Source organism: Cupriavidus sp. MEYA8, assembly GCF_059278825.1.
On the sequence record NZ_CM181222.1, the window covers coordinates 1058958 to 1084469 of the forward strand.

19 protein-coding genes are annotated in these 25512 nt (G+C 62.4%); 15 read left to right on the forward strand and 4 right to left on the reverse strand.

Translation table 11 applies throughout. The annotated features are described in order from the left end of the window. The first annotated feature begins 620 nt into the window (after nucleotides 1-620). Nucleotides 621-1574, forward strand: coding sequence for a helix-turn-helix transcriptional regulator (locus tag AC5WJ1_RS21950; protein WP_135703378.1), 954 nt, complete (start codon nucleotides 621-623; stop codon nucleotides 1572-1574). A 75-nt stretch (nucleotides 1575-1649) separates the two neighbouring features. Continuing rightward, the gene (locus tag AC5WJ1_RS21955; RefSeq protein WP_135703377.1) at nucleotides 1650-2582 is read left to right on the forward strand and encodes a glycosyltransferase family 2 protein; all 933 of its coding nucleotides are present in this window, start codon (nucleotides 1650-1652) and stop codon (nucleotides 2580-2582) included. Nucleotides 2583-2640: 58 nt separating this feature from the next. On the opposite strand, the gene AC5WJ1_RS21960 is transcribed toward AC5WJ1_RS21955, so the two are convergent. Continuing rightward, nucleotides 2641-3675, reverse strand: coding sequence for a GNAT family N-acetyltransferase (locus AC5WJ1_RS21960; protein ID WP_135703376.1), 1035 nt, complete (start codon nucleotides 3673-3675; stop codon nucleotides 2641-2643). A gap of 127 nt (nucleotides 3676-3802) precedes the next feature. Continuing rightward, nucleotides 3803-5056, reverse strand: a complete 1254-nt coding sequence (locus AC5WJ1_RS21965) for a DegT/DnrJ/EryC1/StrS family aminotransferase (RefSeq protein ID WP_135703375.1) — start codon at nucleotides 5054-5056, stop codon at nucleotides 3803-3805. 463 nt (nucleotides 5057-5519) lie between these two features. Here AC5WJ1_RS21965 and AC5WJ1_RS21970 point away from each other — a divergent pair, with 463 nt between their 5' ends. Then, entirely contained in the window at nucleotides 5520-7535 is a 2016-nt protein-coding gene (locus tag AC5WJ1_RS21970) for a polysaccharide biosynthesis protein (RefSeq protein ID WP_133097148.1), read from the forward strand. A gap of 350 nt (nucleotides 7536-7885) precedes the next feature. Here AC5WJ1_RS21970 and AC5WJ1_RS21975 read toward each other — a convergent pair whose 3' ends face one another. Further along, entirely contained in the window at nucleotides 7886-9220 is a 1335-nt protein-coding gene (locus AC5WJ1_RS21975; RefSeq protein WP_133097149.1) for an NAD(P)-binding domain-containing protein, read from the reverse strand. Between the two features lie 348 nt (nucleotides 9221-9568). On the opposite strand from AC5WJ1_RS21975, the gene AC5WJ1_RS21980 reads away from it, so the two are divergent. From AC5WJ1_RS21980 to AC5WJ1_RS22035, 12 genes are all read left to right on the forward strand, one after another. Further along, nucleotides 9569-10225 (forward strand): sugar transferase, encoded by a 657-nt coding sequence (locus tag AC5WJ1_RS21980; RefSeq protein WP_133097150.1) that lies wholly within the window; start codon nucleotides 9569-9571, stop codon nucleotides 10223-10225. Between the two features lie 309 nt (nucleotides 10226-10534). Then, nucleotides 10535-11575: an ATP-grasp domain-containing protein gene (locus AC5WJ1_RS21985; RefSeq protein WP_135703374.1), complete on the forward strand. Its 1041-nt coding sequence runs from the start codon at nucleotides 10535-10537 to the stop codon at nucleotides 11573-11575. A 17-nt stretch (nucleotides 11576-11592) separates the two neighbouring features. Beyond that, nucleotides 11593-12714 (forward strand): GNAT family N-acetyltransferase, encoded by a 1122-nt coding sequence (locus tag AC5WJ1_RS21990; protein ID WP_195428031.1) that lies wholly within the window; start codon nucleotides 11593-11595, stop codon nucleotides 12712-12714. A 474-nt stretch (nucleotides 12715-13188) separates the two neighbouring features. Then, nucleotides 13189-14505: a UDP-N-acetyl-D-glucosamine 6-dehydrogenase gene (wbpA, locus tag AC5WJ1_RS21995; protein ID WP_133097186.1), complete on the forward strand. Its 1317-nt coding sequence runs from the start codon at nucleotides 13189-13191 to the stop codon at nucleotides 14503-14505. An 18-nt stretch (nucleotides 14506-14523) separates the two neighbouring features. Then, nucleotides 14524-15474, forward strand: a complete 951-nt coding sequence (locus AC5WJ1_RS22000; protein WP_195428030.1) for a Gfo/Idh/MocA family oxidoreductase — start codon at nucleotides 14524-14526, stop codon at nucleotides 15472-15474. 7 nt (nucleotides 15475-15481) lie between these two features. After that, the gene (wbpD, locus tag AC5WJ1_RS22005; protein WP_133097154.1) at nucleotides 15482-16063 is read left to right on the forward strand and encodes a UDP-2-acetamido-3-amino-2,3-dideoxy-D-glucuronate N-acetyltransferase; all 582 of its coding nucleotides are present in this window, start codon (nucleotides 15482-15484) and stop codon (nucleotides 16061-16063) included. A 47-nt stretch (nucleotides 16064-16110) separates the two neighbouring features. Next, on the forward strand, nucleotides 16111-17226 hold the full coding sequence (locus AC5WJ1_RS22010) for a DegT/DnrJ/EryC1/StrS family aminotransferase (protein WP_135703371.1): 1116 nt from the start codon (nucleotides 16111-16113) through the stop codon (nucleotides 17224-17226). Next, nucleotides 17223-18683 (forward strand): lipopolysaccharide biosynthesis protein, encoded by a 1461-nt coding sequence (locus tag AC5WJ1_RS22015; protein ID WP_167884558.1) that lies wholly within the window; start codon nucleotides 17223-17225, stop codon nucleotides 18681-18683. The genes AC5WJ1_RS22010 and AC5WJ1_RS22015 overlap by 4 nt, the downstream gene beginning before the upstream one ends. Before the next feature lie 70 nt (nucleotides 18684-18753). Then, nucleotides 18754-19866: a glycosyltransferase family 4 protein gene (locus tag AC5WJ1_RS22020; RefSeq protein WP_133097157.1), complete on the forward strand. Its 1113-nt coding sequence runs from the start codon at nucleotides 18754-18756 to the stop codon at nucleotides 19864-19866. Between the two features lie 284 nt (nucleotides 19867-20150). Next, nucleotides 20151-21380: an O-antigen ligase family protein gene (locus AC5WJ1_RS22025; protein ID WP_195428029.1), complete on the forward strand. Its 1230-nt coding sequence runs from the start codon at nucleotides 20151-20153 to the stop codon at nucleotides 21378-21380. Nucleotides 21381-21453: 73 nt separating this feature from the next. Continuing rightward, nucleotides 21454-22410 carry a GNAT family N-acetyltransferase gene (locus AC5WJ1_RS22030; RefSeq protein WP_195428028.1) on the forward strand — a complete coding sequence of 319 codons (957 nt, stop codon included), beginning with the start codon at nucleotides 21454-21456 and terminating at the stop codon, nucleotides 22408-22410. Between the two features lie 51 nt (nucleotides 22411-22461). After that, on the forward strand, nucleotides 22462-24015 hold the full coding sequence (locus AC5WJ1_RS22035) for a hypothetical protein (RefSeq protein ID WP_434034329.1): 1554 nt from the start codon (nucleotides 22462-22464) through the stop codon (nucleotides 24013-24015). A gap of 89 nt (nucleotides 24016-24104) precedes the next feature. Here AC5WJ1_RS22035 and AC5WJ1_RS22040 read toward each other — a convergent pair whose 3' ends face one another. After that, nucleotides 24105-25457, reverse strand: a complete 1353-nt coding sequence (locus AC5WJ1_RS22040) for a polysaccharide deacetylase family protein (RefSeq protein WP_255519747.1) — start codon at nucleotides 25455-25457, stop codon at nucleotides 24105-24107. Nucleotides 25458-25512 lie beyond the last annotated feature (55 nt).

Genomic DNA, 25512 nt, shown 5'->3' on the forward strand with positions numbered 1-25512 from the left:
CAGGTCTCATGCCGAGGGTGTAGCCACTCCTCATCCAGAAGCACTAGGCCATGCGCCCGAGCGCGTCATTAATCGTGCAGATATATTACGAAGCCCCGTATCAAGCTGCCGTTTCATTATTGCGCCACCTGCATGGGCGATATATTCCGTACACCCCACGATGGGGTTACCAATCCCTCTCACGAGGGCTTTGGATAATGCGATCTGTTTCAACGCTGCAACCAATTTAATTTCGGTTGTCACATCGGTGAAACTGCCCGGACCCGGCACCAGCGCGGCGTTTGCGGAACCTGGCATGGCGCATTTGGGTGAATTCTTAAAGGATTATGACGCGTCTGTCATTCCCACCCTGCCTCGTCCCAAATCCGCTCGCTTGCAATCCACTCAACCAGCCCATAAGATGAATTTAAGCCGATTTAGGAGCGAGAATCTTTCGGGTTCGGGTTCGGGTCAACCATCCAGCCATCGACAAGTTCCATCCAGAAGAACGGAACTGCCGGGGCATGGAAGCATGGGGGTCACACACGCGGTCAGGCACCAATGGTGGCTGACGTCCTGCACTGCCCTCCATACGCAAAGCGCCCCGCAGTCCGCTCCCGAGCAAACGGGGAGTGAAGTCGATGAACGCGTTGCTGATCGAGGAGCATCCGCTGCTCCGGCTCGGGCTGTTGCAGATGCTCGAGAACATCCAGGAATCCGCCCAGGTGGCAGCCATCGCGCCCGCGGACATCGCCAGGCTGGATAGCCGGCACCACCATGCAGACCTGCTCGTGTTTGGCATGCCCGCCGAATCCGGTCCGGGCTGGGCACAACTCGAACAGGCGCAGGCCGTGCTGCAGCCGCAGCGCGTGCTGATCCTGGCCGACGTACTGCCCTTGCACGTGCCCAATCCGGAAAGCGCCCGCGGCGTGTGCGGCTGCCTGCCGAAGACCGCTTCGCTGGCGGTAATCGAGGCGGCCATCCGCCTGGCCATCTCCGGCGTGCAGGGCCTGCTGTTCTCGGCTGAAACCGGGACCACGCCTTCCGCCTCGCGCTCGGCCATGCCGGCGGTGCAATCGCTCGCCTCGGCCGCGCCGCTGCCCTTGCCGGCGAACCTGCCCACCGAATCGCTTTCGCTCGCCTCATGCGCCAGCGCGCAGCGCAGCACGCCGCGCACTACCGTGGCGGTGCGCGACCTGACCGACCTGAGGCCCGGCCAGCCGTTGCCCGCGCCAGACGCCGCCGGCGCCATGCCGATCGGCGAGGAAGAACCGAGTTACGGCGAAGCGGAAATGCTCAAGATCACGCCGCGCCAGTACGAAGTGCTGGTGCTGCTGGCACGCGGCTATCCGATCAAGACGGTCAGCCGCATGCTGAATATCTCGGTGGCCACGGTGAAAAGCCACGCCTGCACGCTGTACCAGCGGCTCAAGGTGCGCAACAAGGGCGAGGCGGTCTACGCCGCCCTGCAGCGCGGCGCGACGCTGGAGTGGGTCAGCGGCGACGAACGTTTTTCGCGCGACAGCAGCGCGCGCCCGCTAGCCGCATCCCGTGGTGGCGACGCCGCATTCCAGGCCACCAGCACGGCGCTGTAACACCAGACTCTGCGCCGTACCCGCGCAAGACGGGCCGGCGCAGTGCCTGGATCTGTGGATCACAGGGGGTCAAACATGCCGGCACGCACTTTCATGCCGACCTTTTCGGTGTGTGTCGCCACGTGCGACCAACCTGAAGGCCTGCGGCACACGCTGCAATCGGTAGCCGATTCCACCATGCCGCCGCATCAGCTGATCGTCACGGACGACAGTCACGGCTACGACACGCGCGAAATGATGCGCCGCGACTATCCGGACATCACCTATCTGGAAGGTCCGCGCCGCACCAGGGCCGCAAACCGCAACCGTATATTGCCCGTTGCCACCGGTTCGCACGTGCTGTTCCTGGACGACCGCACGCGGCTGGGGCCAACCTTCCTGCAGCAGATGGCCGACTGCCTGGCTGACGACTACATGCACCGCACGGCATCGGGCTGCGCCACACCGCTGATCGTGACGGGCACGGACATGTGCCAGGGACAGCGCGGCAAGCCGCGCAAGGCAGCCTTTCTGGGCTACCCGTCTCTGGACTACAGCCATGGCGAGCGGCTGTGCTCAGTGGTGCTCCACAGCACCGTGTTCCCGCGCGAGTTGTTCGACCATATCCGCTTCTGCGAGCAGCTCGCGGCAGGCTACGAGGACTGCGAGTTCGCCAGCCGCGCGGTGTACGAGTTCGGCCACCGCATCGCGCTGGTACCAAGCGCGGTCAATCAGTACATGGTCTCCGTCGGCCATGACGAGGACACCGAGCCGGCCAGCGCGGCGTCGCGCCTGTACGTGACCTACCGCCGCCACGGGCGCAGCCAGCACCGTCCGGTCAGGGCGGCGCTGTTCCTGGCGGTGGCGCTGCCACATATGCTGGCGCGCAATGTGCGCCAGGCAGGCTGGCATGGCGCGGTGCCGGCGTGGGACACGACACGGAAATTGTGGGCGCTGCTGCGCGCCGACCGGCTGCCGCAGGCGCGCGGCGCAGCAGCCGGGACGAGCCTGCCGGGATCCATGGCCTGAGTGGCGCCGCGCAGGGTGCGCCAGCGTACCCGTTTCTGCGTCCCACTCCGGGATCAAACTAGCGCCGGTACGCCGGAAAGTATCCGCGCAGGTCCGCCAACTCCTGCTCGCCAGCCTTGCCACCGCCGCACAACGCGGCGTAGCGCTTGGGATCGACAATCAGGCGCTGGGTGCGGAACATCCGGGTGTCAGGCGAGAAGCCTCGCTTGAAGCGAAGCAACGAATCCTGCTCCCCGTTGCTCCCACGCCCCCCGCCCAGGTTCAGCACGCGATATCCGTGCTCGCGGCCCCATTGCCGCTGCGCGTGAATGAGCAGTTTCAGCGGCTGGCGATTCAGGGCGCGATCGTCGGCGCCATACAAGTGCCCCTGCAAGATGCCCGACGACGGCGCCACGGTAAGCAGCGCTGCGGCGATGGGCATGCCAGCCTCCTCGGCGACGAACAGCTTCAGCAGGTCACCGAGTTCATGGCGCAGTGTGTGGTAGTAGCGCTCATCAAAGTAATAGAATGCCGGTGCCCCCAGCCGCCGCATCGACGCGTTGTACATTGCGAGGAAGCTGCCCAGCGCGCCAAAGGACTCGTCGATGCGCACAGTGATACCGGCGCGCATGGCCCGGTTGATATCGCTGCGGTGACCATGCGCGGTGTCGCGCCAGTGCGCGGCCTCGCTCTTGGTCAGGTCAATCGTGACCGTAGGGCCTTGATCCACCACCTCGCCGACTGCGCTGTTCCAGCTTGAATTGAGGAGCGGATGCAAACGGATGAACCAGGACACGCAGCCATCGGCGCGCAACATGGCGATAGCCTTGCGCAGTGCGGCATCGGCAAAGTCCTGCCCGGCGCCCTCGCTCAGGAGCGGCCCGCCGTAGCCGTAGGGCGAGACGGCATCCCACTCCCCACAGCCAATGGCGCGCCTTACCAGCGGCAGCAGCAACTCGGCCTCACCGTCGCGGGCATATAGCGCCCCTGCGCTGCCACGGTCGCCGAACTCCGCCGCACGCGCCCAGCCAGGCATGTGGTAGCAGTCGTGACAGCGGCGCCGCAGCACCTCACCCCAGGCGGTGTCTGATGGAGCGAGCAGCTGGATCTTCATGACGTCACAGGTTGCGGTTCAGGCTGCCTGCCGGTCTGCACAGTTTGTCCTCCCACGCGAAAAAAACCTGGCGCACCAGCACGAAGGGACCCCACGGTGTCCAGCCGGATCAGCGTTGGCCGGTGCATCATCGCTGCATGGCGCCGGCGCAATCCCGAGCCGCATCGTGCATCGCCACGCCTTCCACGTCCTGCCTTGCTCCCGTCGGCAGGGTTGCACGAAGGACTACCTCGCGCACCACCCGCGCAGCCAGGGCAATCTCGGCCTCGGTCAGGGTGGGATGTACCAGCAGCATCAGGCTGCATTCACCCAGCAATCTGGCATTGGGCAACCGACACGGCGGACGCCAGCCAGTGTCATCGAACGCCTTCTCGAGATAAGCCTCCGAGCAGCCGCCCACATAGCAGGGCACCCCGGCTGCCTGGATCTCGGCCACGATGCGGTCACGGCTCCAGCCTTCCCTGAGCAACTCCGGGTGGACGAATGCATAAAACTTGTACCACGCAGGCCGGGCATCAGGTGGGCAGGCGGGCAGCCAGACTGCAGCGCATTGCCGAAGCGCGCCGGCAATGACCTCTGCATTGGCAGCGCGCTGCGCCGTCCATTGCTTCATGCGCGCAAGCTGTATGCGCCCGATCACCGCCTGCATTTCCAGCATGCGCCAGTTGGTACCGAAGGACTCATGCAACCACCTGAATCCCGGGGGATGCTGGCGCCCATAGACCGCATCCCAGTTCTTGCCATGGTCCTTGTACGACCACATGCGCAGCCAGAGGTCTCTTGCGCTGGTCGTCACCATCCCGCCCTCGCCGCCGGTGGTCATGATCTTGTCCTGGCAAAAGGACCAGGCGCCCACATCCCCAATTGCGCCAACCGAGCGCCCTTTGTAGCGCGCGCCATGTGCCTGCGCGCAATCCTCGATCACCTTGATGCCATGCTCGCGCGCCAACGCCATGATCGGGTCCATGTCGCAGGGTATGCCGGCCAGGTGCACGCAGATGATGGCTCGTGTCCTTGGCGTCAGCACCTTGCCGATCGTCGCTGCCGAAAGATTGCCACTCGCAAGCTCGACATCGGCAAAGACTGGCGTTGCACCCGCATTCACCACGCATGAAATACTGGCGATAAACGTGCGTGGCGTGACCACGACCTCGTCGCCTGGGCCAATGCCCAGCGCCTTCAGCGCGACATCGAGCGCAAGCGTCCCGTTTCCCAGCGCAATTGCATGCGGCGTCCCCACCCAACTGGCAAATTCCTCCTCGAACTCCCGGCATTCGGAGCCTGTCCAGTAGTTCACACGATTAGACAACAGCACCTTCTGGACGGCAGCCGCCTCGTCGGCGGTGAAACTTGGCCAGGGAGAAAAGCTGGTATCCAGCATGGTCGTCCACCTCAGCAATGGAAGTCGGAGCGGGTACTGCCGCGCAGGCCAGGTGTCAACTAAGCACCCGCTGGAATGCCATCATCTAACCAGACTTGCATTGGCACGTGAAGGCCACCATGTGGACTAGGACACTCAGATGAGGCGCCATGGTGAGGGCGCGCGCCGGCGCCCATTGCGTACGCAAGCCCACGTTGCGGTGTTGCAAGAGAAGCGCCAGCAACAATAATTGCTTCAGTCTGGAGTGGTGCCGAAGCACCCAGTCATGCTGACGGGCTGACGGGCTGACGGACGGGCCAACGGACGGGCCAACGGGCAAATCGGAAGCCATTGACAGAAGAAGCCTCAAGACAATGCAAAACCGTGTGCAGCCATTCTTGTTCGTTCCGCCAGTAGGGCATCCTTGTCGCAGCCTGGTCGCCACCAGGTCCCTGCACCCTGCGGTGCATGGAGGTTCCGGCAAATGACCAGACTATTTTCGCGCTGGCTGATTGCGCTGCCCCGACGCCGCAAGGTCGCGCTCATGATATCGGCTGACCTGCTTGCGCTGCCGCTGTGCTTTGCTTTCGCTTTGTTCCTGCGCGTCGGCAATTTCGAGTTGCTGGCCCAGTACGGCATCACACCGCCGCTGATCATTGCGGCCTGCACGATTCCCGTGTTCTCGCTCAGCGGCCTGTATCGGACCGTCGTGAGGTATTTCGACCTGAAAGTCCTTTGGACGACTGGCACCAGCCTGGCCTGCATCATCGGGATCACCTATGCGCTGTCGTTCCTGGTGCACCTCGACCGGCTGCCTCGCACCGGCCTGCTGATCTACTGGTTCATCGCTTTCTCCTATGTCGTAATCTCCCGCTTTGTCGCGCGTGCATTGCTGATGCGCTCGCTCCAGTCCCGGCAGGTGCAGGCCGAGCCAGCGCCTCTGCGCGTGGCAATATTTGGAGCCGGCGAGGCGGGCTTCCAGCTCGCCATCGCCATGCGATCCAGCCTGCGTCACAAGGCGGTCTGCTTCTTTGATGACGACTTCGCGCTCGAGGGCAAGATCTTTGCCGACCTCCCCGTCCATCACAGCAACCAGATGCGCGCGCAGATCCAGAAGTACGCGATCAATGAAGTCGTGCTGGCCGCGCCGACCCTGCCCATAGAACGCCGCCGCCAGCTTGTGGAGAAGTTGCACCACTATGCGGTCAGCGTGCGCACAGTGCCCACCCTGCTCGAACTGGTCGACCGGCAGATCACCGTGCAGTCCATCCGTGACATCAGCGTGGAAGACTTGCTGGGCCGCGACATCGTCCCCCCACGTGAAGACCTGTTCGCCAAGTGCACGCTACGCAAGACGGTAATGGTCACCGGCGCGGGTGGTTCCATCGGCAGGGAGCTATGCCGTCAGATCGCCACGCAGGGACCGCAGCGACTGATCCTGTTCGACCACTCCGAATATGCCCTCTACGCGATCGCAGAGGAGCTGCGGCAGCGCTATCCTGAACTGCAGATCGATGCCCGGATCGGCTCCGTCTGCGATTCCACCGCAATGTCCGCGGCACTGCGCGGTCAGCAGGTCGACACCATCTATCACGCCGCGGCTTACAAGCATGTGCCGCTGGTCGAAGTGAACATGCCGGAGGGCATTCGCAACAATGTGTTGGGTTCCCAGACCGTCGCCGACCTGGCGGATCATTTCGGCGTTCAGACCTGCGTGCTGGTTTCCACCGACAAGGCGGTCCGCCCTACCAATGTCATGGGCGCAAGCAAGCGGATTGCAGAACTCGTTTTCCAGGCTGCCGCCGCCCGCCCCAATACGAGAACTACGTTCTCGATGGTGCGCTTTGGTAATGTATTGGGCTCATCCGGGTCGGTGGTGCCGCTGTTCCGCAAGCAGATCCGCGCGGGCGGGCCCATCACAATTACGCATCCGGATGTCATTCGCTTCTTCATGCTGATCCCCGAAGCGGCACAGCTGGTAATACAGGCCGGCGCGATGGCCAAAGGTGGCGAAGTGTTCGTGCTCGACATGGGCAAGCCGGTCCGCATCATCGACCTTGCCCGCACAATGATCGAGATGTCCGGGTTGGTGGAAAAGACGCGCAAGAACCCTGCCGGCGACATCGAGATCAAAGTCGTAGGGCTGCGCCCGGGCGAGAAGCTTTTTGAAGAGCTTTTGATCGGCGGCGAGGTGACGGCCAGCGGTCACGAGCGCATCATGTGCTCGAACGAACCGTTTCTCGAAGCCGCAGAGTTGCAGGCGAAGCTCCAGCGCCTGCTCGCAGCCTGCGACACCCGCGACGAGCTGGAGATCCAGATCGCCGTACAGAGCCTGGTCTCCGAGTACACCCCCTACAGCTCTCTGGATTCGCCCGCCCGCAAGGTGCTGGCACCCGCACCGCCGCCGTTGCGCGGCGTTACATCGCGCCGGAACCCGTCCCCGGAAGTCGGCGTGGACCTGCAGCCCCCAACATTGTCCAATCCGAGCGAGGCTGGCTGAAGGCGGCCGGCCAGGTGCCCGGGACGGCGACGCAGTAACCCAATTGCCGAGCCAGGTCCTGCACGGCCCCGTGTGGCTCGGCACAGCTGAGCGCGCGCCTGGTCCGAGGGCCATGCATTTCCGAGCGTTCCGAGCGTCAGGCAGGGTGGTGCTGCGCGGGTCTGGTGCGTGCAGAGCGCACGCGCCAGCCGTCAAGCCTGCCTGCGGCTATCCGTGCTTCGTGGAGAACGCACGCGGCATCGTTGGCTTGCGACGTGCCTGACATCATCCGTCATGACGCCACGACACTGTTCGCCGCACTGTCGAAGATCCAGTACGGCGCCCGATGGACAAAGCCAGGGATTCCGACGCTATTTCGCCTTGTTGTCGGAGACATGAAGCATGGTTTGCCCATGCAAACGGCTTCCACTGTGTTCCTGGTCCAGTTCCGGTTCTCGGGCCGATGGCTGGACACGATGATCCCCGTCCTCCTTGAAGCGCCCGAGAATGTGCCGTGCCAGGTGTGGCGCCGCATACTTCGCGCCATAGACGAAACGCAGTGCGGGCCCGAAGCTCAGCGCAGCCGCGGGTCCAACCACGTACAGGTCGCGTAGATTGGTTTCGAAATTGCGCGTCAGGCTTGGCGCGCCGCAAACGAGTGAGAGCGAATCCTGAAGCTCCTGGGAGAGGAAGGAATGCCTGGCCATATCAATCTTGAACCCTGTGGCCAGAACAACATGATCGGCACTGATTCGGGACACATTATTCGCGCTCGAGACCTGCAGGACTACCTGACCGTCCCTGAGTTCGGCATCCCTGATTTCGCTCTGGGTCCGGATATCAACCTTGCCCTCCACGCGATCGCGCAGCCACCACGCCCCAGACGGTGCCCAACCCGTGTCGAGCAACCTCTGGCGGCGCTGGAGATCCATCATGTGGAAGAAGGCGGGGTGCTCGGACAACAGGAAGGACATCAAAAGCACACTTGGACTATTGGAATCCCAACCACGTCCCAGGCCGACGCGCCCTCGGAGCAGCCTTGTGACACCACCGCCGGAGACACGCGGCTCCCTGCCCCAATTGATCTCGCCGCGCACAAGCAGCCGAACCCGAGCTCCGAGTTCGCCAAAAAGCGCAGCCAGCCCGATTGCCGACTGGCCCCCGCCGACAACAACGATACTCTTGCCTTTCGCCCAAGCCAGGCTTCCGAACTCGCCGGAGTGGACCACGTAAGGCTTCGGCATGGCCTGCAGTGCCGGGGGCACCTGCGCGAATCCTTTCAGGCCCAGGGCGACTACCACGCGCCGCGCCGCCATGGCGCTGCCATCGCTCAGAAGCAGCCGGTAGAGCCCCTCCTTGCGGTGCATGTCGACAACTTCCACCGGGCGCACATGACTGACCAGTCGCGACTGAAACCACAGCCCATAGTCCACGAAGAGTTCCAGCGGCACGCGCAATCCGACCTGTCGGTACGCGACGCGATTACGACGGCAATATTCTTCCAGCGTATAGCCTTTCCACGGCGCGTAGAGATTCGAGGCAAACGGTTCCGAGCGCAAGAGCATCCCCGGCGGCATGAAATTTCTCCAGGCATGCATTGGTTCCCCGAGAATCTGATTGGGCACGCCGGCCTTGCTCAGATAGGCCGAAACCGACAGACCATAGGGGCCGGCCCCGACAATAACCGTATCCGTGGATGAGAACATTATTGCTCTTCCCTTTTGAGTTTTCCTGGCGGTTACGAAGCCGCGCCTTCCGGAGCAGCGTTGCGCGCCATGCAGCCGTCGTCGGTTGCTTCGATCACGCGCCCAGCCAGATTACGGCAGTCTGAAACCTGCCCTCCGGTGCATCGGTACGGACCCGCACACTCCTTTTCGATCACAGCGGCGCCCCGACTTTGGCATGACCAGTGGCGCGGCAGAACGTGGCCTCGGCCACATTTGCTGCTTCACACAACGAGCCGATTTTGGTGAGATAAGACTCAGAGCGGAAATTCGGAATCCGTCGGACGGCGGCAATGAACTCCTCTGCGTGACAGACTGGACGGATCGATCATGAAGCGCTTGTTTGACATTGTGTTCGCCTCCATGGCATTGCTTGTGCTGGCAATACCGCTGCTGCTCCTGGCGGGTGCCGTGCGCTGGAAGCTAGGCAGTCCGGTGCTGTTTCGACCGACGCGGGCGGGCCTGGACGGCAGGCCATTTCGGGTTGTGAAGTTCCGAACCATGACGGATGAGCGAGGCCCGGATGGCAATCTCCTGCCGGACAACGACAGGCTCACGCCGTTCGGCAGATTCCTGCGCCGCGCCAGCCTCGATGAGCTACCCCAGTTCTGGTGCGTCCTGCTGGGGGACATGAGTGTCATTGGCCCACGCCCGCTGCCAATGAAGTATTTGCCGTGTTACTCACCCGACCAGGCTCGCCGCCTTCTGGTCCGCCCCGGCATATCCGGGTGGGCACAGGTGAACGGGCGGAACACCCTGACCTGGGAAGAGAAATTTCGCCTGGACACCTGGTACGTGGACCACCACTCTTTCTGGCTGGATCTGAAGATCCTCTTGCGCACGGTAGGCACCGTTGTCGGCCGCCAGGGCATTAACGCAGCAGGGGACATCGAGGTACCGACGTTCACAGGCAGTCCCGGTGTTCAGCATGCGGCGAGCGTGCCCCGGCCCGCTGCGAACGAAGACGTTCCGATTCACATCGCATGATGACTCTTCTCGTGCTGAATGTCACATTCCCGCTCGCGGTACAAGAGGCGTGTCGCCACTTCGTGAACTTGCGCACGTATCGCGCTGCTTTCGGGCAGGCCATTCTGATTAGATGACATATGTCAGACATTGAGCGTGGGCATCGGGGGCAGCAGGCGTCCGCGCGGTCGGCAAGCCACGACTCAAGGCAGCAGAAAACAAAATGCCGGTATACAGGCACTATTCCAACGAAAACGGCCGAAGGCCTGCATGACGGGGCCTGCTGGGCTACGACAGGGTCATTGTGACTGGAATGGCATTGGGGTGAACATGAACGTTCTGCTGACGTGCATAGGTAGAAGGCGCTACCTGGCGGAGTATTTCAAGTCGGAGCTGAATGGCGCCGGCCTGGTGCTTGGAGTGGACATGAATGGCGGCGCGCCGGCTGCGAGCGCGTGCGACAGGTTTTTTTTGGCGCCCGGGCTTGATGCGGATAACTACATCGACTTCCTGCTCAACCTGTGCAGGGTGCATCGGGTCTCCGCCATCCTGTCCCTGAATGACCTGGAACTTCCGCTCCTTGCGGCGAACGCACAACGGTTTCGCGAGATCGGAACGATACCGGTGATCTCGTCGACAGAGGTGGTGAATCTGTGCGCGGACAAGTTCCTGACTGTGCAGTTTGCCGAATCTATCGGAGTATCGACGCCGCGCAGCTATGCCACGCTGGAGAGCGCCGAAGATGCAATTTCGGCGGGAACCGAGATTTTCCCACTGGTGGTCAAACCCCGCTGGGGCAGCGCAGGTTTTGGCATATTGTTCGTCGAGAACCTCGACGAGCTTCGCTTCGCCTATGCCTACTGCCAGCGGATGTGCAGGAAATCGGCTTTTGCCAGGCTGGGACAGCCAGATGCGGCGGTGATGATCCAGGAATGGATCTCGGGCCAGGAGTACGGACTCGATATCTTCAACGACCTTGAAGCGAGGCCGGTCGGATTTGCCGTGCGCAAGAAGCTGTCGATGCGCGCGGGAGAGACCGATCGCGCGATCACGGTCGAAAGCGGGCCTTTCGACGACATCGCCACGCGCATCAGCCATGAACTGGGACATATCGGCAATGTCGACTGCGATGTGATCGAGCGCGAAGGGCGCCAGTATCTCCTGGAGCTGAATCCAAGATTTGGAGGCGGCTACCCCTTTACCCATCTGGCGGGAGCCAACCTGGTAAGAGTGCTGCTGAATTGCGTGCGCGGGCAGCACGGCCAGGAAGTCCACTATCAGGCCGGCATCGAACTGTTCAAGTGCGCCTACCTGGCCAGGGTCGGCGAACTGGCGGAGCAGCATGTTGCCATGGAAGCATCAGCCGGCTAACGGCATGGAAGGAATCGATGAACAGCGCGAATGGGATTGCCAGTGCCGCGACGGACCTGGTGCGGCCGACTTCCGACCCCAGCCGTCAAGGGGATGCTGACCACCACCCCGGACTAAATGCTCCAGCGGCGAGCGGAGCCACTGCTCCCGTCAGGCAGGTCGCTGACACGGAGGTTGCGGGTAACGCGGCACAAGCCCGCTACCGCCAGCTCTGCAATACTGCGAATATTCCGCTATTTAGTCAGGCGTGGTGGCTGGACGCCACCGCCGGCCCCGGGAACTGGAGCGTAGCGCTGGTCGAGCGCGGCGGTCAGATAGTCGCAAGCCTGCCCTACGCCCCCCGGCGCATGTACGGATTTTCAGTCATTGCCCAGCCGGCACTGGCCAAGATGTCCGGACCGTGGCTGGCCCCGATGGATGGCAAGCCGGCGAGAGTGCTGGGCCAGCAGAAGGAGTTGATGGACGATCTGATCGGGCAGCTCCCGCGGTTTGACCATTTCCAGCAGCACTGGGATCCCGGCCAGACCAATTGGCTGCCCTTTGCCTGGAAGGGGTTCCGTCAGACCACCAAGTACACCTACGTATTCGATGACCTGTCGGATCCGGAAGCGCTCTGGAATGGCATGCAGCACAACATCCGAGCCGAAATCCGCAAGGCGGGCTCCCGCCATGGTCTTCAGGTGCGCGACGACCTTGGCATCGACGAGTTCATCAAGCTGAACCGGCAGGTCTTCTCCCGGCAGCGCATGGCGATACCCTACACGGACGACTTCGTGCGCCGCCTTGACGCCGCGTGTGCGGCGCGAGGCGCACGCAAGTTCTTCATTGCCGTGGATAAGGAAGGCCGTCGTCATGCCGGCGTCTATCTGGTCTGGGACGGGCGAGTCGCCTATTACCTGATGGGCGGCTCAGATCCAGTGCTCCGGACCAGTGGGGCGACCAGCTTGTGCATGTGGGAAGCAATCCGCTACGCCTCGGGCGTGGCGCGCACGTTTGACTTCGAAGGGTCGATGCTGGAGCCGGTCGAGCGCTTTTTCAGGGCATTCGGCGCCAGACAGCAGCCTTACTTCTTTATCCAGAAGACCCCCTCGCGCATCCTGCTGACATACCTGTACCTGCGTTCGCTCCTCAATCCCTGAGGGATTGCTTGTTGTGGCAGTGCCTATTGCGTCGACGCGCGTTGCGCTCAGGTCGCGCCGATCCGTAGCAGCTGCGCGTGGATTCGCGGCAGCTCCGATCCCCCATTGCTCGCATTCCGGGAATGCCACCTTGCCAGCATCCGTGCGGTTTCGCACATTGCTGGCCTGTCGCGCACCGCACGCGCGATGGCGTGGTACGGCCTCAGTCGAATGGACGATACCCGTTGGAACGATGTTTCCTTCAATTGCCAATCGCTAGTCTGAAGGCTCCCCGGCACGCCGCGACGAGTACCGGCGCTGGGACGCGCCCGATCGCAGGTGTATGTGCAGCAATGTGTGTGGGTGACAACAATGCCCACATATCCGGCGGTCGGCGAATTTCTACAATCGGAGCACGGTTCATCAGTTCAGCGCTGTCACCTCGCAAGTCAGTCCGATTCGATCGGCTTCAACCACAAACCTTCTGATTCCATCATGTCGAGCCCAATCGCCAAAGATCTCATCGAACGGATCAAGAACAGGGAGTCCATTATCGGCATCGTCGGCCTGGGCTATGTCGGGCTGCCCCTGATGCTGCGCTACTGCGCAATCGGTTTCCGTGTGTTGGGTATCGACATCGACGAGGGCAAGGTTGCCAAGCTCAACGCCGGCCAGAGCTATATCGAGCATATTCCCGCACGCAGCATCGCCCGTGCCCGCGAGACCGGGTTCGAGGCCACTACGGATTTCGAGCGTGCCGGAGAGTGCGATGCCATCATCCTGTGCGTGCCGACGCCGCTCAACAAGCATCGTGAACCCGACATGAGCTTTGTCATCAACACCGCGGACGCCATCAAGAAGTACCTGCGCGCCGGACAGGTGGTGTCGCTGGAAAGCACCACCTACCCCGGCACGACCGAGGAGGAACTGCTGCCTCGCATGCAGGAAGGCGGGCTTGAGGTGGGCGGCGACATCTTCCTGGTCTATTCGCCGGAGCGCGAAGACCCGGGCAATGGCAAATTCGAAACGCGCAGCATTCCCAAGATCGTCGGTGGCCAGACGCCGGTCTGCCGCGAGGTCGGTATGGCGCTGTACGAAGTGGCGATCGACCGCGTGGTGCCGGTCAGCTCGACCAAGGCCGCCGAGATGACCAAGCTGCTCGAGAACATCCATCGTGCGGTGAACATCGGCCTGGTCAACGAAATGAAGATCGTGGCCACGCGGATGGGCATCGATATCTTCGAAGTGGTCGACGCCGCTTCAACCAAGCCATTCGGTTTCACCCCTTACTATCCCGGGCCGGGCCTGGGCGGGCATTGCATCCCCATCGATCCCTTCTACCTTACCTGGAAGGCGCGCGAATACGGCTTGCACACCCGCTTCATCGAATTGTCCGGCGAAGTCAACAAGGCCATGCCGGAGTACGTGGTCAGCCGGCTGGTGGACGGACTGAACCAGCAGGGCAAGGCACTCAAAGGCTGCCGGGTGCTGGTGCTGGGCATTGCCTACAAGAAAAACGTCGATGACATGCGCGAGTCGCCCTCGGTCGAGATCATGGAACAGATTCGCGCACGCGGCGCGACGGTCGCATACAGCGACCCGCACGTCCCGGTGTTTCCGAAAATGCGCGAGCACTATTTCGAGCTGTCGAGCGTGCCGCTCGACGGCGAATCGCTCTGCGGCTTCGACGCCGTGGTGCTGGCCACCGATCACGACGCCTTCGACTATCTTCTCATCCGCCAGCATGCGAAGCTCCTCGTCGACAGCCGCGGAAAGTATCGCGCGTCATACGCGAATGTTGTCAAGGCCTGAGCACATGGGAGCGCTAGCGTGAAACGATTCGCACTGATCGGAGCGGCCGGCTACATTGCGCCACGCCACATGACCGCCATCAAGGATTCGGGCAATGAGCTCGTGTCGGCGTACGACATCAACGATTCAGTTGGCATCCTCGACAGCATTTCGCCACAGAGCGAATTCTTCACCGAATTCGAGCGCTTCTATGACCATGCCTGGCGCCTGCGGCGCCAGCCGGGCGCAGCGCTGGACTACATCTCCGTCTGCTCGCCGAACTACCTGCACCAGTCGCATATCTCTGCCGGCCTGCGCCTCGGATGCGACGTGATCTGCGAGAAGCCGCTGGTCCCGACACCTGCATTGCTCGATGAGCTCGCGCTCGTCGAACGCGAGACCGGCAGGCGCGTGTTCAATATCCTGCAGCTGCGCCATCACCAGGCAATCCTCGCGCTCAAGGAGAAGGTTGCGTGCGAGCGCAACGGGCACAAGCACGAGGTCGACCTGACATACATCACCTCGCGCGGAAAGTGGTATCTGGAAAGCTGGAAAGGCGACACGCGCAAATCCTTCGGCGTGGCCACGAACATTGGCGTGCACTTCTATGACATGTTGCACTTCATCTTTGGCAGCCTGCAACGCAATGTGGTGCACTATGGCACGGACAACAAGGCTGCAGGCTACCTCGAATACGAGAATGCGCGCGTGCGCTGGTTTCTATCGATCGATGCCAATGACCTGCCTGCCACGGTGAAGGGCAAGAAGACGACCTATCGTTCGATCGCCGTGGACGGTGCCGAGATCGAGTTTTCGGAAGGCTTCACCGACCTGCACACCACCAGCTACCGGGAGATACTCGCGGGCCGGGGCTACGGCCTGGACGACGCGCGTCACTGCGTAGAGACGGTCAGCACAATCCGTTCCGCACGCGCCACGGCGCCCAGCGACAACGAGGGCCATCCTTTCCTGCAGCAACTTCTTGCATGAGGCTGTGATGACGGACCAGGTACACCCATCGGCCATCGTCGACGCGGGAGCCCAGATCGGCGAAGGATCGCGCGTCTGGCATTTTGTCCATGTCTGTGCCGGTGCGCGCATCGGCAGGCATTGCTCGCTCGGCCAGAACGTGTTCGTCGGTAACCGCGTCGTCATCGGCGACCACGTCAAGGTGCAGAACAACGTCTCCGTCTACGATAACGTCACGCTGGAGGACGGCGTTTTCTGCGGCCCCAGCATGGTGTTCACCAATGTCTACAACCCTCGCTCGCTGATCGAGCGCAAGAACGAGTACCGCGACACGCTGGTGAAGCGGGGCGCGACCCTGGGCGCCAATTGCACCATCGTCTGCGGCGTCGTTATCGGCGAATATGCGTTCGTCGGCGCAGGCGCCGTTGTCAACAAGGACGTACCTGCCTATGCGCTGATGGTCGGCGTTCCCGCACGGCAGGTCGGCTGGATGAGCGAATTCGGCGAGCAGCTTGACCTGCCAGTGCGCGGCGAGGGCGAGGCCGTCTGCCGGAATAGCGGGCAGCGCTACGTCCTGGACGGCGCAACACTGCGCAAGGCCGCAGACTGAGGCAGTGACCAGTCCCCTCCGCATGCCGTCTGCACAGGAAATCAGCCATGATCGAGTTCATCGACCTCAAAGCGCAGCAAGCCCGCATCAAGCACAGGATTGACACCGGCATCCAGCGCGTGCTGGCGCACGGCCAGTACATTCTCGGTCCGGAGGTCGAGGAGCTGGAGCAGCGGCTTGCGCACGATACCGGCACCCGGTACTGCATCAGTTGTGCCAACGGCACGGACGCACTGCAGATTGCCCTGATGGCGCTGGGCATCGGGCCCGGCGATGAGGTCGTCATGCCCGGCTTTACCTATATTGCCACCGCTGAGACCGTCGCCTTGCTGGGAGCGAAGCCGGTCTATGCGGACGTGGATCCGCGCACCTGCAACCTGGATCCCGCGGCGCTCGAGGCGGCGATCACCGACCACACAAGGGCCATCATCCCGGTCAGCCTGTATGGACAGTGTGCCGATTTCGACATCATCAATGCCATTGCCGCGCGCCACGGCTTGCCGGTCATCGAGGACGCTGCGCAGAGCTTCGGTGCCACCTACAAGGGCCGCAGTAGCTGCAATCTGTCCACGATTGCCTGTACCAGCTTCTTTCCCAGCAAGCCACTAGGCTGTTACGGGGACGGCGGAGCGATCTTCACCAACGACGAAGACCTGGCCAAGGCGATGCGCCAGATCGCCCGTCATGGCCAGGACCGGCGCTACCACCATGTCCGCGTTGGCGTGAACAGTCGCCTGGATACATTGCAGGCGGCCATCCTGCTGGCAAAGCTGACGATCTTCGATGAGGAGGTCGAGCTACGCCAGCAAGTGGCGGCGCGGTACGGAGAACTGCTGCGCCAGGGGGGGTTCGAGGCCACGCCGCATGTCGAACCCCACAACCTCAGCGTATGGGCACAGTACACCATCCGTGTCCCGGATCGCGATTCCTTGCAGGATGTGCTGAAAGCCACCGGAATCCCCACTGTCGTGCACTATCCGTTGCCGCTGAACCGGCAGCCCGCAGTAGCCGCCTGCGAGGCCCGCCTGCCGGTCGGCGACGCGCTGGCGCGTGAGGTGTTGAGCCTGCCGATGCATCCGTACCTCGACATGGCAAGCCAGCAGGCTATCTGTTCAGTGATTCTCCGACATGCCATGTGCCAGCCAGAGCGAGTCGTGCCTTGAACAAGCAGGCGCTCGCCGTGGACCCCGGCACGGCGGAGAAACCCCGTGTCGGCAGAAGCATTGGCGTGCTGGTCAGCGGGCAGGCCGCCGCGCAGATACTTACGCTGGCGGTCTCGCCAGTTCTGACGCGCCTCTATTCTCCGCAGGATTTTGGCGCCGTGGCGGTCTTCGCGGGCCTGCTCGCGTTCTTCGGCGTTGTCGCCTGCCTGCGCTATGACTTGTCGATCGCCCTGCCCGCCAGCGATCGCGATGCCGAGAACCTGGTGGCCTTATGCCTGCTGTGCGTGGCGACGACCAGCGCGCTTTGCGCGCTCGGCGTGCTGTTCTTCGGCGAATCGCTGATCCTGACCCTTAACTGGTCAATCGACGCCAGCGCTCTCTGGCTGCTCCCCTTCGGCGTTGCTTCGGTCGGCCTCTACACTGTGATCGAGCGATGGATGGTCCGGATGCAGTATTTTGGCCAGCTGGCGCAGACCAGGCTGGTGCGGTCCGTGATCGCAAACCTGGTGCAATTGGGCGGCTATGGTTTCGGCGTCCTGGCCTTGATGGGTGGAACGGTAATCGGACATGGCGCCGGCGGACTGTTCTATGCGATCAGGGAAATCCGCCGCAGGCGGGGCGGCAACGTGAAGCTGATCCGCATCGTGGCCCTTGCGCGCCGCTACAAGGATTTTCCGCTGTACTCCACCTGGACAGCCACATTCAATGTGGCGGGCGTGCACCTGGTGCCGCTGATCTTCTCGGCGTTGTTCGGCGCTGCCGTAGTCGGCCACTTTGCCTTCGCGCTGCGCATGGTATCGGCGCCGATCTCACTGATCGGCGCGGCGATCGGTAGTGTTTTTTTCGCCCAGGCGCCGGCCGCCATGCGGGCCGGTCGCCTGCCCGAGGCGGCCGAGGCGCTGCGCCGGAAGCTGGCCAATGCCGGCGTTCCGGCACTGGTGCTGCTTGTTTGCGCCGGGCCGGACCTGTTCGCGGCCGTGTTCGGCGAACGGTGGCGCATGGCCGGCCACTATGCGCGCTGGATGGCTCCCTGGATCTATTTCCAGTTCCAGTTCTCGCCGCTCTCCTGCCTCCCTGATGTGATGGAACTGCAGAAGATGGAACTGATCGCGCAGTTCAGCACCTTTGCGATTCGTCTTGCCACGCTGGCAGTTTGTTACGGATTCAGCGTTCCGGCGGACCCCAGCATTGCCGTTTTCTCCGCAGTGAGCGCCGTTGCCTATCTCGGGATGCTTACCCTGTTCATGTCGCGAGTGGGGGTGAGGCTCAAGACAATGGTGACGCACGATGCGGGGCGCTTGCTGGTCTTCTGCGCCTGGGCACTGCCTTCGATACTGCTGTTCAGCGGCGAACCCGACTGGCGGACCCTGGTTTCTGCCGCTTACTTCCTGGCCCTGTCTGCGTTCTGGATGCGGCGCACGCTGCGCCCGACGCGAACTGACGATGAACGACGGTAGCCTCGATCCGCTAGCGGACCAGACATCTCTGTGCCGGATGCATGTCGTGGCGTTGTAGACGGAGTTTCAAGTGCAAGTTGCTAACGTAGCCCACCTCACCTCGGTTCATCCGCGCTACGATGACCGCATCTTCCTCAAGCATTGCCGTAGCCTGGCGGCCAACGGCTATCGGGTCTCGCTGGTGGTGGCCGACGGCGAAGGGGATGAAAGCCGGGACGGGGTTTTCATCACCGATGTCGGCGGCTCGGCGGGGCGCTTAAACCGCGTCTTCCGGACCACGACACGCGTGCTGCGCCGGGCGCTCACGCTGAATGCCGACGTCTACCACCTGCACGACCCCGAGCTGATTCCCGTTGGCTTGAAGCTGAAGAAGATGGGTAAACGCGTCATCTATGATTCGCATGAGGACGTGCCCCGCCAGTTGCTCAGCAAACCCTACCTGGGGCCGAGGCGATTGCGCGCGCTGGCGGGTGCCTTTGCCATATACGAGAGACGTGCCTGTCGCGAATTCGACGGCATCGTCGCGGCTACCCCCTTTATCAGGGACAATTTCCTGCCGATCAATCCTCGCACCGTCGACATCAACAATTACCCGATTCTCGGCGAACTTGGCGGCCCGGTGCAGTGGGAATCCAAGCGAGCGGAAATCTGCTATGTCGGCAGCATCAGCTCAACTCGCGGTATCCGCGAGACTGTCATGGCGCTCGAGCAGGTGCAATCCGCGGCGCGACTGAATCTGGCCGGCCGGTTCGGCGACCAGGCACTGGAATCGGAGGTGAGGGCGGCCAGCGGCTGGTCCCGCGTCAACGAACTCGGCTATCTGGACCGGGACGGGGTGCGGGGCGTGCTGGCGCGGTCGGTGGCCGGCCTGGTGACGCTGCACCCGCTCATCAATTTTCTCGATGCACTGCCCGTGAAGATGTTCGAGTACATGGCGGCCGGGATCCCGCCCATTGCCTCCAATTTTCCGCTCTGGCGCGAAATCGTCGAGGAAAGCGAAAGCGGCCTGTGCGTGGATCCGCTGGATCCGAAGGCAATCGCCAATGCCGTCGACTATCTGGTGACGCATCCCGATGAGGCGCGCCGCATGGGCGAGAACGGCCGCCGCACCGTGACCAGGAAATACAACTGGGCGAACGAGCAGGACAAGCTGTTTCATTTCTACGAGCGGATCCTGGCCTAAGTGCGTGGCCGGTTCGCCGCTTCAGCGACTCGGCCGAGGAATGGCTTTGGCTTCGGGCTTGCGCATTGTCCGGTGTGGGCTGGCTCACGCACTGCGCTATCAAAGTAGCGGCAAATTTGATTAGATGGATGGAGCGCGAGCGGATATCCGTGGCTGAGCCTTGCATCCGGAAAGGCTAGATCCACCGCTTGCCTGGGGGGCAGACTTTCACTGGCTGATGGACTGCAAGGGGACGGCGATCCGGAATCCGCAATGACGACTAACAGGGAGGCGGCAGAGCGGTCATGAAGCACGGCAACCTCTCGCTCTTTGGCAGCGTAGTCTTCCTCACGCTGTTTCCGGGCTATTTCTACTACCACACCGCGGTGGCCGGCGCCTTTTTTCCGCCGGTGCTGGGTGGCTTCTTCGGCCCCATGTCGGTAGTCCTCGGCATCCCGCTGGTGATTTTCGGTTTCGGTGCACTGGTACGCGGGCGCGAGCCGACTCTGTTTATCGATCGTGCTTTCGTTCTGTATGTGCTCTTTGTCCTGGCATGGTCAAGCCTGCACTACCTGCTTGGTACAGGAGTGCAGGAGTCCTTCGACTTCTATATGTATAACCTCAGCACGATACTCATGTGGCTGGTGGTCTACATGTCGGTAAGGAACCTCGATCTGAACGAGAAGTGGCTGCGTTGGATAATATCTATTTCACTGCCCGTATTCCTGGCCATCGCCGCGTGGAACTCGAATGGCCAGTTCTACGATACAGAGAAGATTGCCGGTGACGCCGTGCGGGTTTCCGGCTATCAGGGATTGGCCCGTTCTGCCGCCATTGCCGCCCTGGCAGCGCTCGCATTGCATCGCGGATTGCGTGCCGCACTGGTGGTAGTGATTGCCGTACCGCTGTTGTTCCTGCTCGGGGCGCGCAGCGAGTTCATGGCCTTCCTCGTCGTAGCCGCAGTTCTCTTCGGGCTTCGGGACGGCGCATCGCGGACCACGCTGGTCTGGGTTCCGCTTGGCATAGCCGGACTCGCCTATCTGGCTGTCAGCTTCCAGGTCTTCGAAGGCAGCTCGCGCATCCTCCAGCTTCTGGAGATCAGGGAATCGACTTCCTATCAGGCAAGAAACGAATTGCAGCAGTACGCGGTCAGGACAATCGCAGAGCATCCGCTGCTCGGCAGCTACGCTTCCCAGTTGTATCTCGGCGAGATCGGGAGCTACGCGCACAACGCGCTCTCCGCGTGGGTCAGCTTCGGGCTGGTGGGCTTCCTGGGCTTCGTACTCTTGCTCGGCTATGCATTGGTGCAATCAGCCAGGCTGGCCAGGAAGGGCTACGCCGCGAATCCGGAAGTTGCGCTCGCGCTGGCATTCAGCGTCTATACCGTGACCTTGGCGGCCACCGCCAAATCCGTCAACGACCCGATTTTCGCCTTGGCATGGGGCGCGATGGCCTGCGCACTGCGCAAGCGCGAGCGGGCGGGCAGCCGGCCTGCGCTTGCGCGGTGCCCAGGTCAGCAAGCTGCGCGATCCTGACAGGTATCCGCCAGTCTGGTCACCAGGCAAGGCCTGTACAGCGGCAACTGATATTCATCGATGATTGAGGCGTATGGACATCAATCAGAGCAAATACAGGGAGCTCTGCGAGACCGAACTTTCAATCCCGCTGTCCAGCCGGGCCTGGTGGCTTGACGCGACGGTCGGGGCCGACCGCTGGAGCGTGGCCCTGGTGGAGCGGGCAGGAAAGGTAATCGCAGCCATGCCCTACGTCAAGAAGACAAGGTATGGCTTTGTCATCCTTACCCAGCCTCCCGCCGGAAACGGATTGGGACCATGGCTCGCGTGCAAGGATGCAAAGCCGACAAAATTACTGAGCCAACAGAAGGAGTTGATGACGAATCTGATCGAACAACTGCCGAGGTTCGACCATTTCGTGCAGGCCTGGGACTACAACAATACCAACTGGCTGCCCTTCTTCTGGAAAGGCTATCGGCAGACCACGAGATATACCTACATTCTTCCGGACCTCAGTGACGAGACATCGCTTTGGAGCGCCATGCAACCCACGGTGAAACAGGACATCCGGAAAGCAAGCGACCGCTTCAATCTTCGCGTGCGCCACACCGACAACATTGATGAATTCCTGCCACTGAACCGCAATGTCGGCATTGACCCAAAATGGCGCCGAGGCTATTCCGATAACGTCGCGAGGCGAATCGACGCTGCGTGCAAGGAGCGGGGCAGACGCCGGATCTTTATCGTCGAGGATGAGCAGGGACGGCCTCACTACAGCGCCTATCTCGTGTGGGACGAGCAGAGCGCATATGGCCTGATGGGAGGCGCAAACCGGGACATGCCATCCAATACCGGAGCCGGCAGCTACTGCATTTGGGAAACCATCAGGTTCGCCTCGACGGTAACCAAGGTCTATGACTTCTCTGGCTCCATGCTGGAATCGGTGGAACGCTTCTTCCGAGGCTTCGGTGCTGTTCAGAGACCGTATTTCCTCATTACCAAGACACCATCCAGGGCGCTCTCGCTGTATCAGCTCATGCGTTCCCGATAGCCGTGCCGCCGGGAAAGCAAAGCGCCCGCGCTTTTACAAGGAGATGCTGGCATGAGCAAGCACAACGCACGCGCCCGTCGACCTCTTGCGCGCGCTCTGCTGCGCGCCGGTAGCCTGGTTGTACTGCTGGCCTGTACCGTGCCAGCGGCGCAGGCGCAGTCTGGCGGTGTGATGCCGGCCGCGCTGGAATGCGGTGGCCCTGTCGAAGGCCTGGTCTGGCGCCGCTGGGACGAAGGCGGGTTCGTCTTCGTGCAACAGCAGCTGATCGCGGAACGGCTGGTGAAGCAAGGCGACACCTATGCGCTATATCACCTAGAGGTCTTCTTTCATAACTTGCTGGCCATGGCACAACGTTGCCAGCGCAGCGCGCGCCAGGCCCAGTTGGCCGGCCTGGTTGCCAGCACTTATGCACAGCTTGCACCCGCGCCCGGCGACCAGCCAGGGCGGGCCTGGATATGCCGCGGTGGCCCCGAGTGCAGCCACAGCATCCGGCTGCGCAATACCGAGGTGTTGCTCAACAGCACCCAGTTCCTGGCCTTCGCGAGCAGCCTTGCCAACGGCATGAGCCGCGAGGTTCGGACGGGGGCTCCCAACGACTTTGTCGAGCAGACGGCACGCATCGCGCGCGAGCACCTGGAACGCTGGAACACGCCTGCGGCGCAGGACGCGTTGCGCAAGCGGATCGCCGCCAGGCCGGAGGATGTAAAAAATACCTCGTCGGAATTGTTCCTGACCGACAAGGAGCTTTGGCAGATTGCCATCTACGCGGATCTGGCCGGCATGCTGGCCGCGCGGCCTCGGCTTGCCCAGGCGATGGGCCTGAATGACGGCAGTATTGCCACCATGAAAGCACACCTGGACTTGTTGCTGCGCCTGGTTGCGGCTCGTACTACTGTACAGGCGCTTCCTGACCCGGAGGGCAAGACCGGCAAGGGCATCAGGGTGGCCGATCTTGATGCGGGATTCTGGCGGCTTTATGACACAAACCGGTATGCCTCCTACACCGGGCGGGACAAGCCCGTGGTGTGCAAGCGCGATCCGGCCAGACCCGAGCTGGTCACGGCGCAGACGCATATTCCAGCCGAGCGCTTCGCGCCGGTCGCCAACATCGGCTGGGACATCAGCCACGCACGACGGCTGGTACATTTCTTTGATGCCATCGAGCGCAATCGTGCGGCCATGGTCCAGGTCTACGGTATAGACCCGGCGAGTTTGCCCTCGCAAGACACCATGGCTGCCTTTGCACGCCAGTTCAGTCTTCGCGTCTGGAATCAGGATCGGGCTCGCCCCCTGTTCGCCAACTACTTCAGTGGCGCCAACGGCTGGTATCGGGTGAATTACGACAACGGTACCGGCAGTTGCGCGGAGGGCTATCCACCGTATGGCCTGTCTGAGTCATTCCCCACCGGTGGCTATGCAACCTGGCCAGCCATGCACGCGCTGGGTGTGCGCTTGTACGACATTACCCAGTCGTCGCGCAAGGAAGACCGGGACTTCGTTGCAGCCCATTACCCCGGCTTTGCCAGGCAGCCCGGCGACAGCGGGCGCATGCTTGCCGAGATGATGTTCTGGCCTACGCTGGTGCGCCGCGGCGGCGCGCGCTGAAGGGACGAGCCAACCGCCGCGCTCGTTTCCATCGCGCGCGGCCGGGCGGCAGGGGTGGGGCGATCGTGGCTCGCTGACGCGACAGCTTGTCAGTGGGCGACGACAGCCTGGTACAACTCGCGCTCCTCGGCTTTGCCGAGCGACGAGTTATGCCACAGCATGGTAAAGCAGCCATTCACCGCATTGCAGGTGTCCTTCAGCTCCCGGAACTTGCTCCATGCCGCCTCGCCGGTTCCAAGCCCCATATAACCCATGACGGTGCCTTCCATGGCAATCAACGGGCGAATGCGCAGGTTCAGGGCCTTGCCTGCCACCGGATCGAAGGCCGGATATTCGAAGCAGGTGCCGCAGCGGAATCCGGCGTGGTCGGCATAGCTGAGCGTGCTGTCGTAGGTCATGCCCGCCTGCTCCCAACCGAGCATCGTGGTCGGGTGCTCCCAGCGCAGATAGTGCATGCGTCCGCCCCAGACCTCCTGCTCGATCTTCTCTTGCTCGCATACCCGCCGCAGCCGGATTGCCTCCGCCTGCACCGCGCCGGGGGCCTGATAGGTATTGAAGCTCGGATGCAGGCCGATCTCATGACCACGGGCATGGATACGCTGCATCAATCCGCGTATCGCAGGATGCTCCGGCTCGTAGTCGGCATCCATGCCTGGGTGGGTGCGGCCGCAGATGAAGTAGAAGGCGCTGACCAGTCCATGGCGCTCGGAAACATCCATGATCCAGTCAAAGGTATTGACCCGATCGCCGGGATGCAGCGCGGTGCGCGTCTTCATCCTGATGACCGGGGCCTGCAGCACGCTCCGTACGTCCCGGCGAATCAGAATGTCGCCGGCCATGCGGCGGAGCATTCGCGCCGCGGAGCCAAAACCATAACGACTGGGAACATCCACGTCATGCGACACCTTCATGCCGGGCCGAAGCTGCCTGAGCTGCAGTTCTGGCCACTGTCGCCTGATCACCTGCCCAAGGATATGCAACCACTCATCCACCACCGGTCGCTCCAGGTAGCCATGCCTGTGGGCATGCGAGCCGCTCGCCGGGAAGCGCCTGTATTTATCCAGGTCGGTGCGGCCAACCTCCTCCTGGCGCGACAGCATCCAGTAGCAAAGACCGAGAACGTCATAGTGGATTCGATAGCCAGCCGGCGTCGACTCGATCAGCGGCGACGGAGCGCGCGCGAGGCCTGGCGCCGGCAAAGGTCCGCGCAGGGCCGTCTGCCACCCCTCGGCAAGTGCATCCCAGGTTGTAAAGGCGAGCGCCGAGTCCGCGCGCTTGAAGGTGACGGGGTCAGCGGCAATCTCGATCGATCCCTCGCCGCAACCAGCAAGGCTCAAGCGGACAAAGCCCGCGTCGGTACCTTGCAACTGAAAACCATGGCCAAACCGCTCCGCGAGAATCCGCTGCAGCCAGGAGAGGGTTTCCTCAGTCATGTGCTTCATAGGGAATTCCAGAGTGAGAATGCCGGCGTCTGATTGAACGACGTCTGTGCACGGC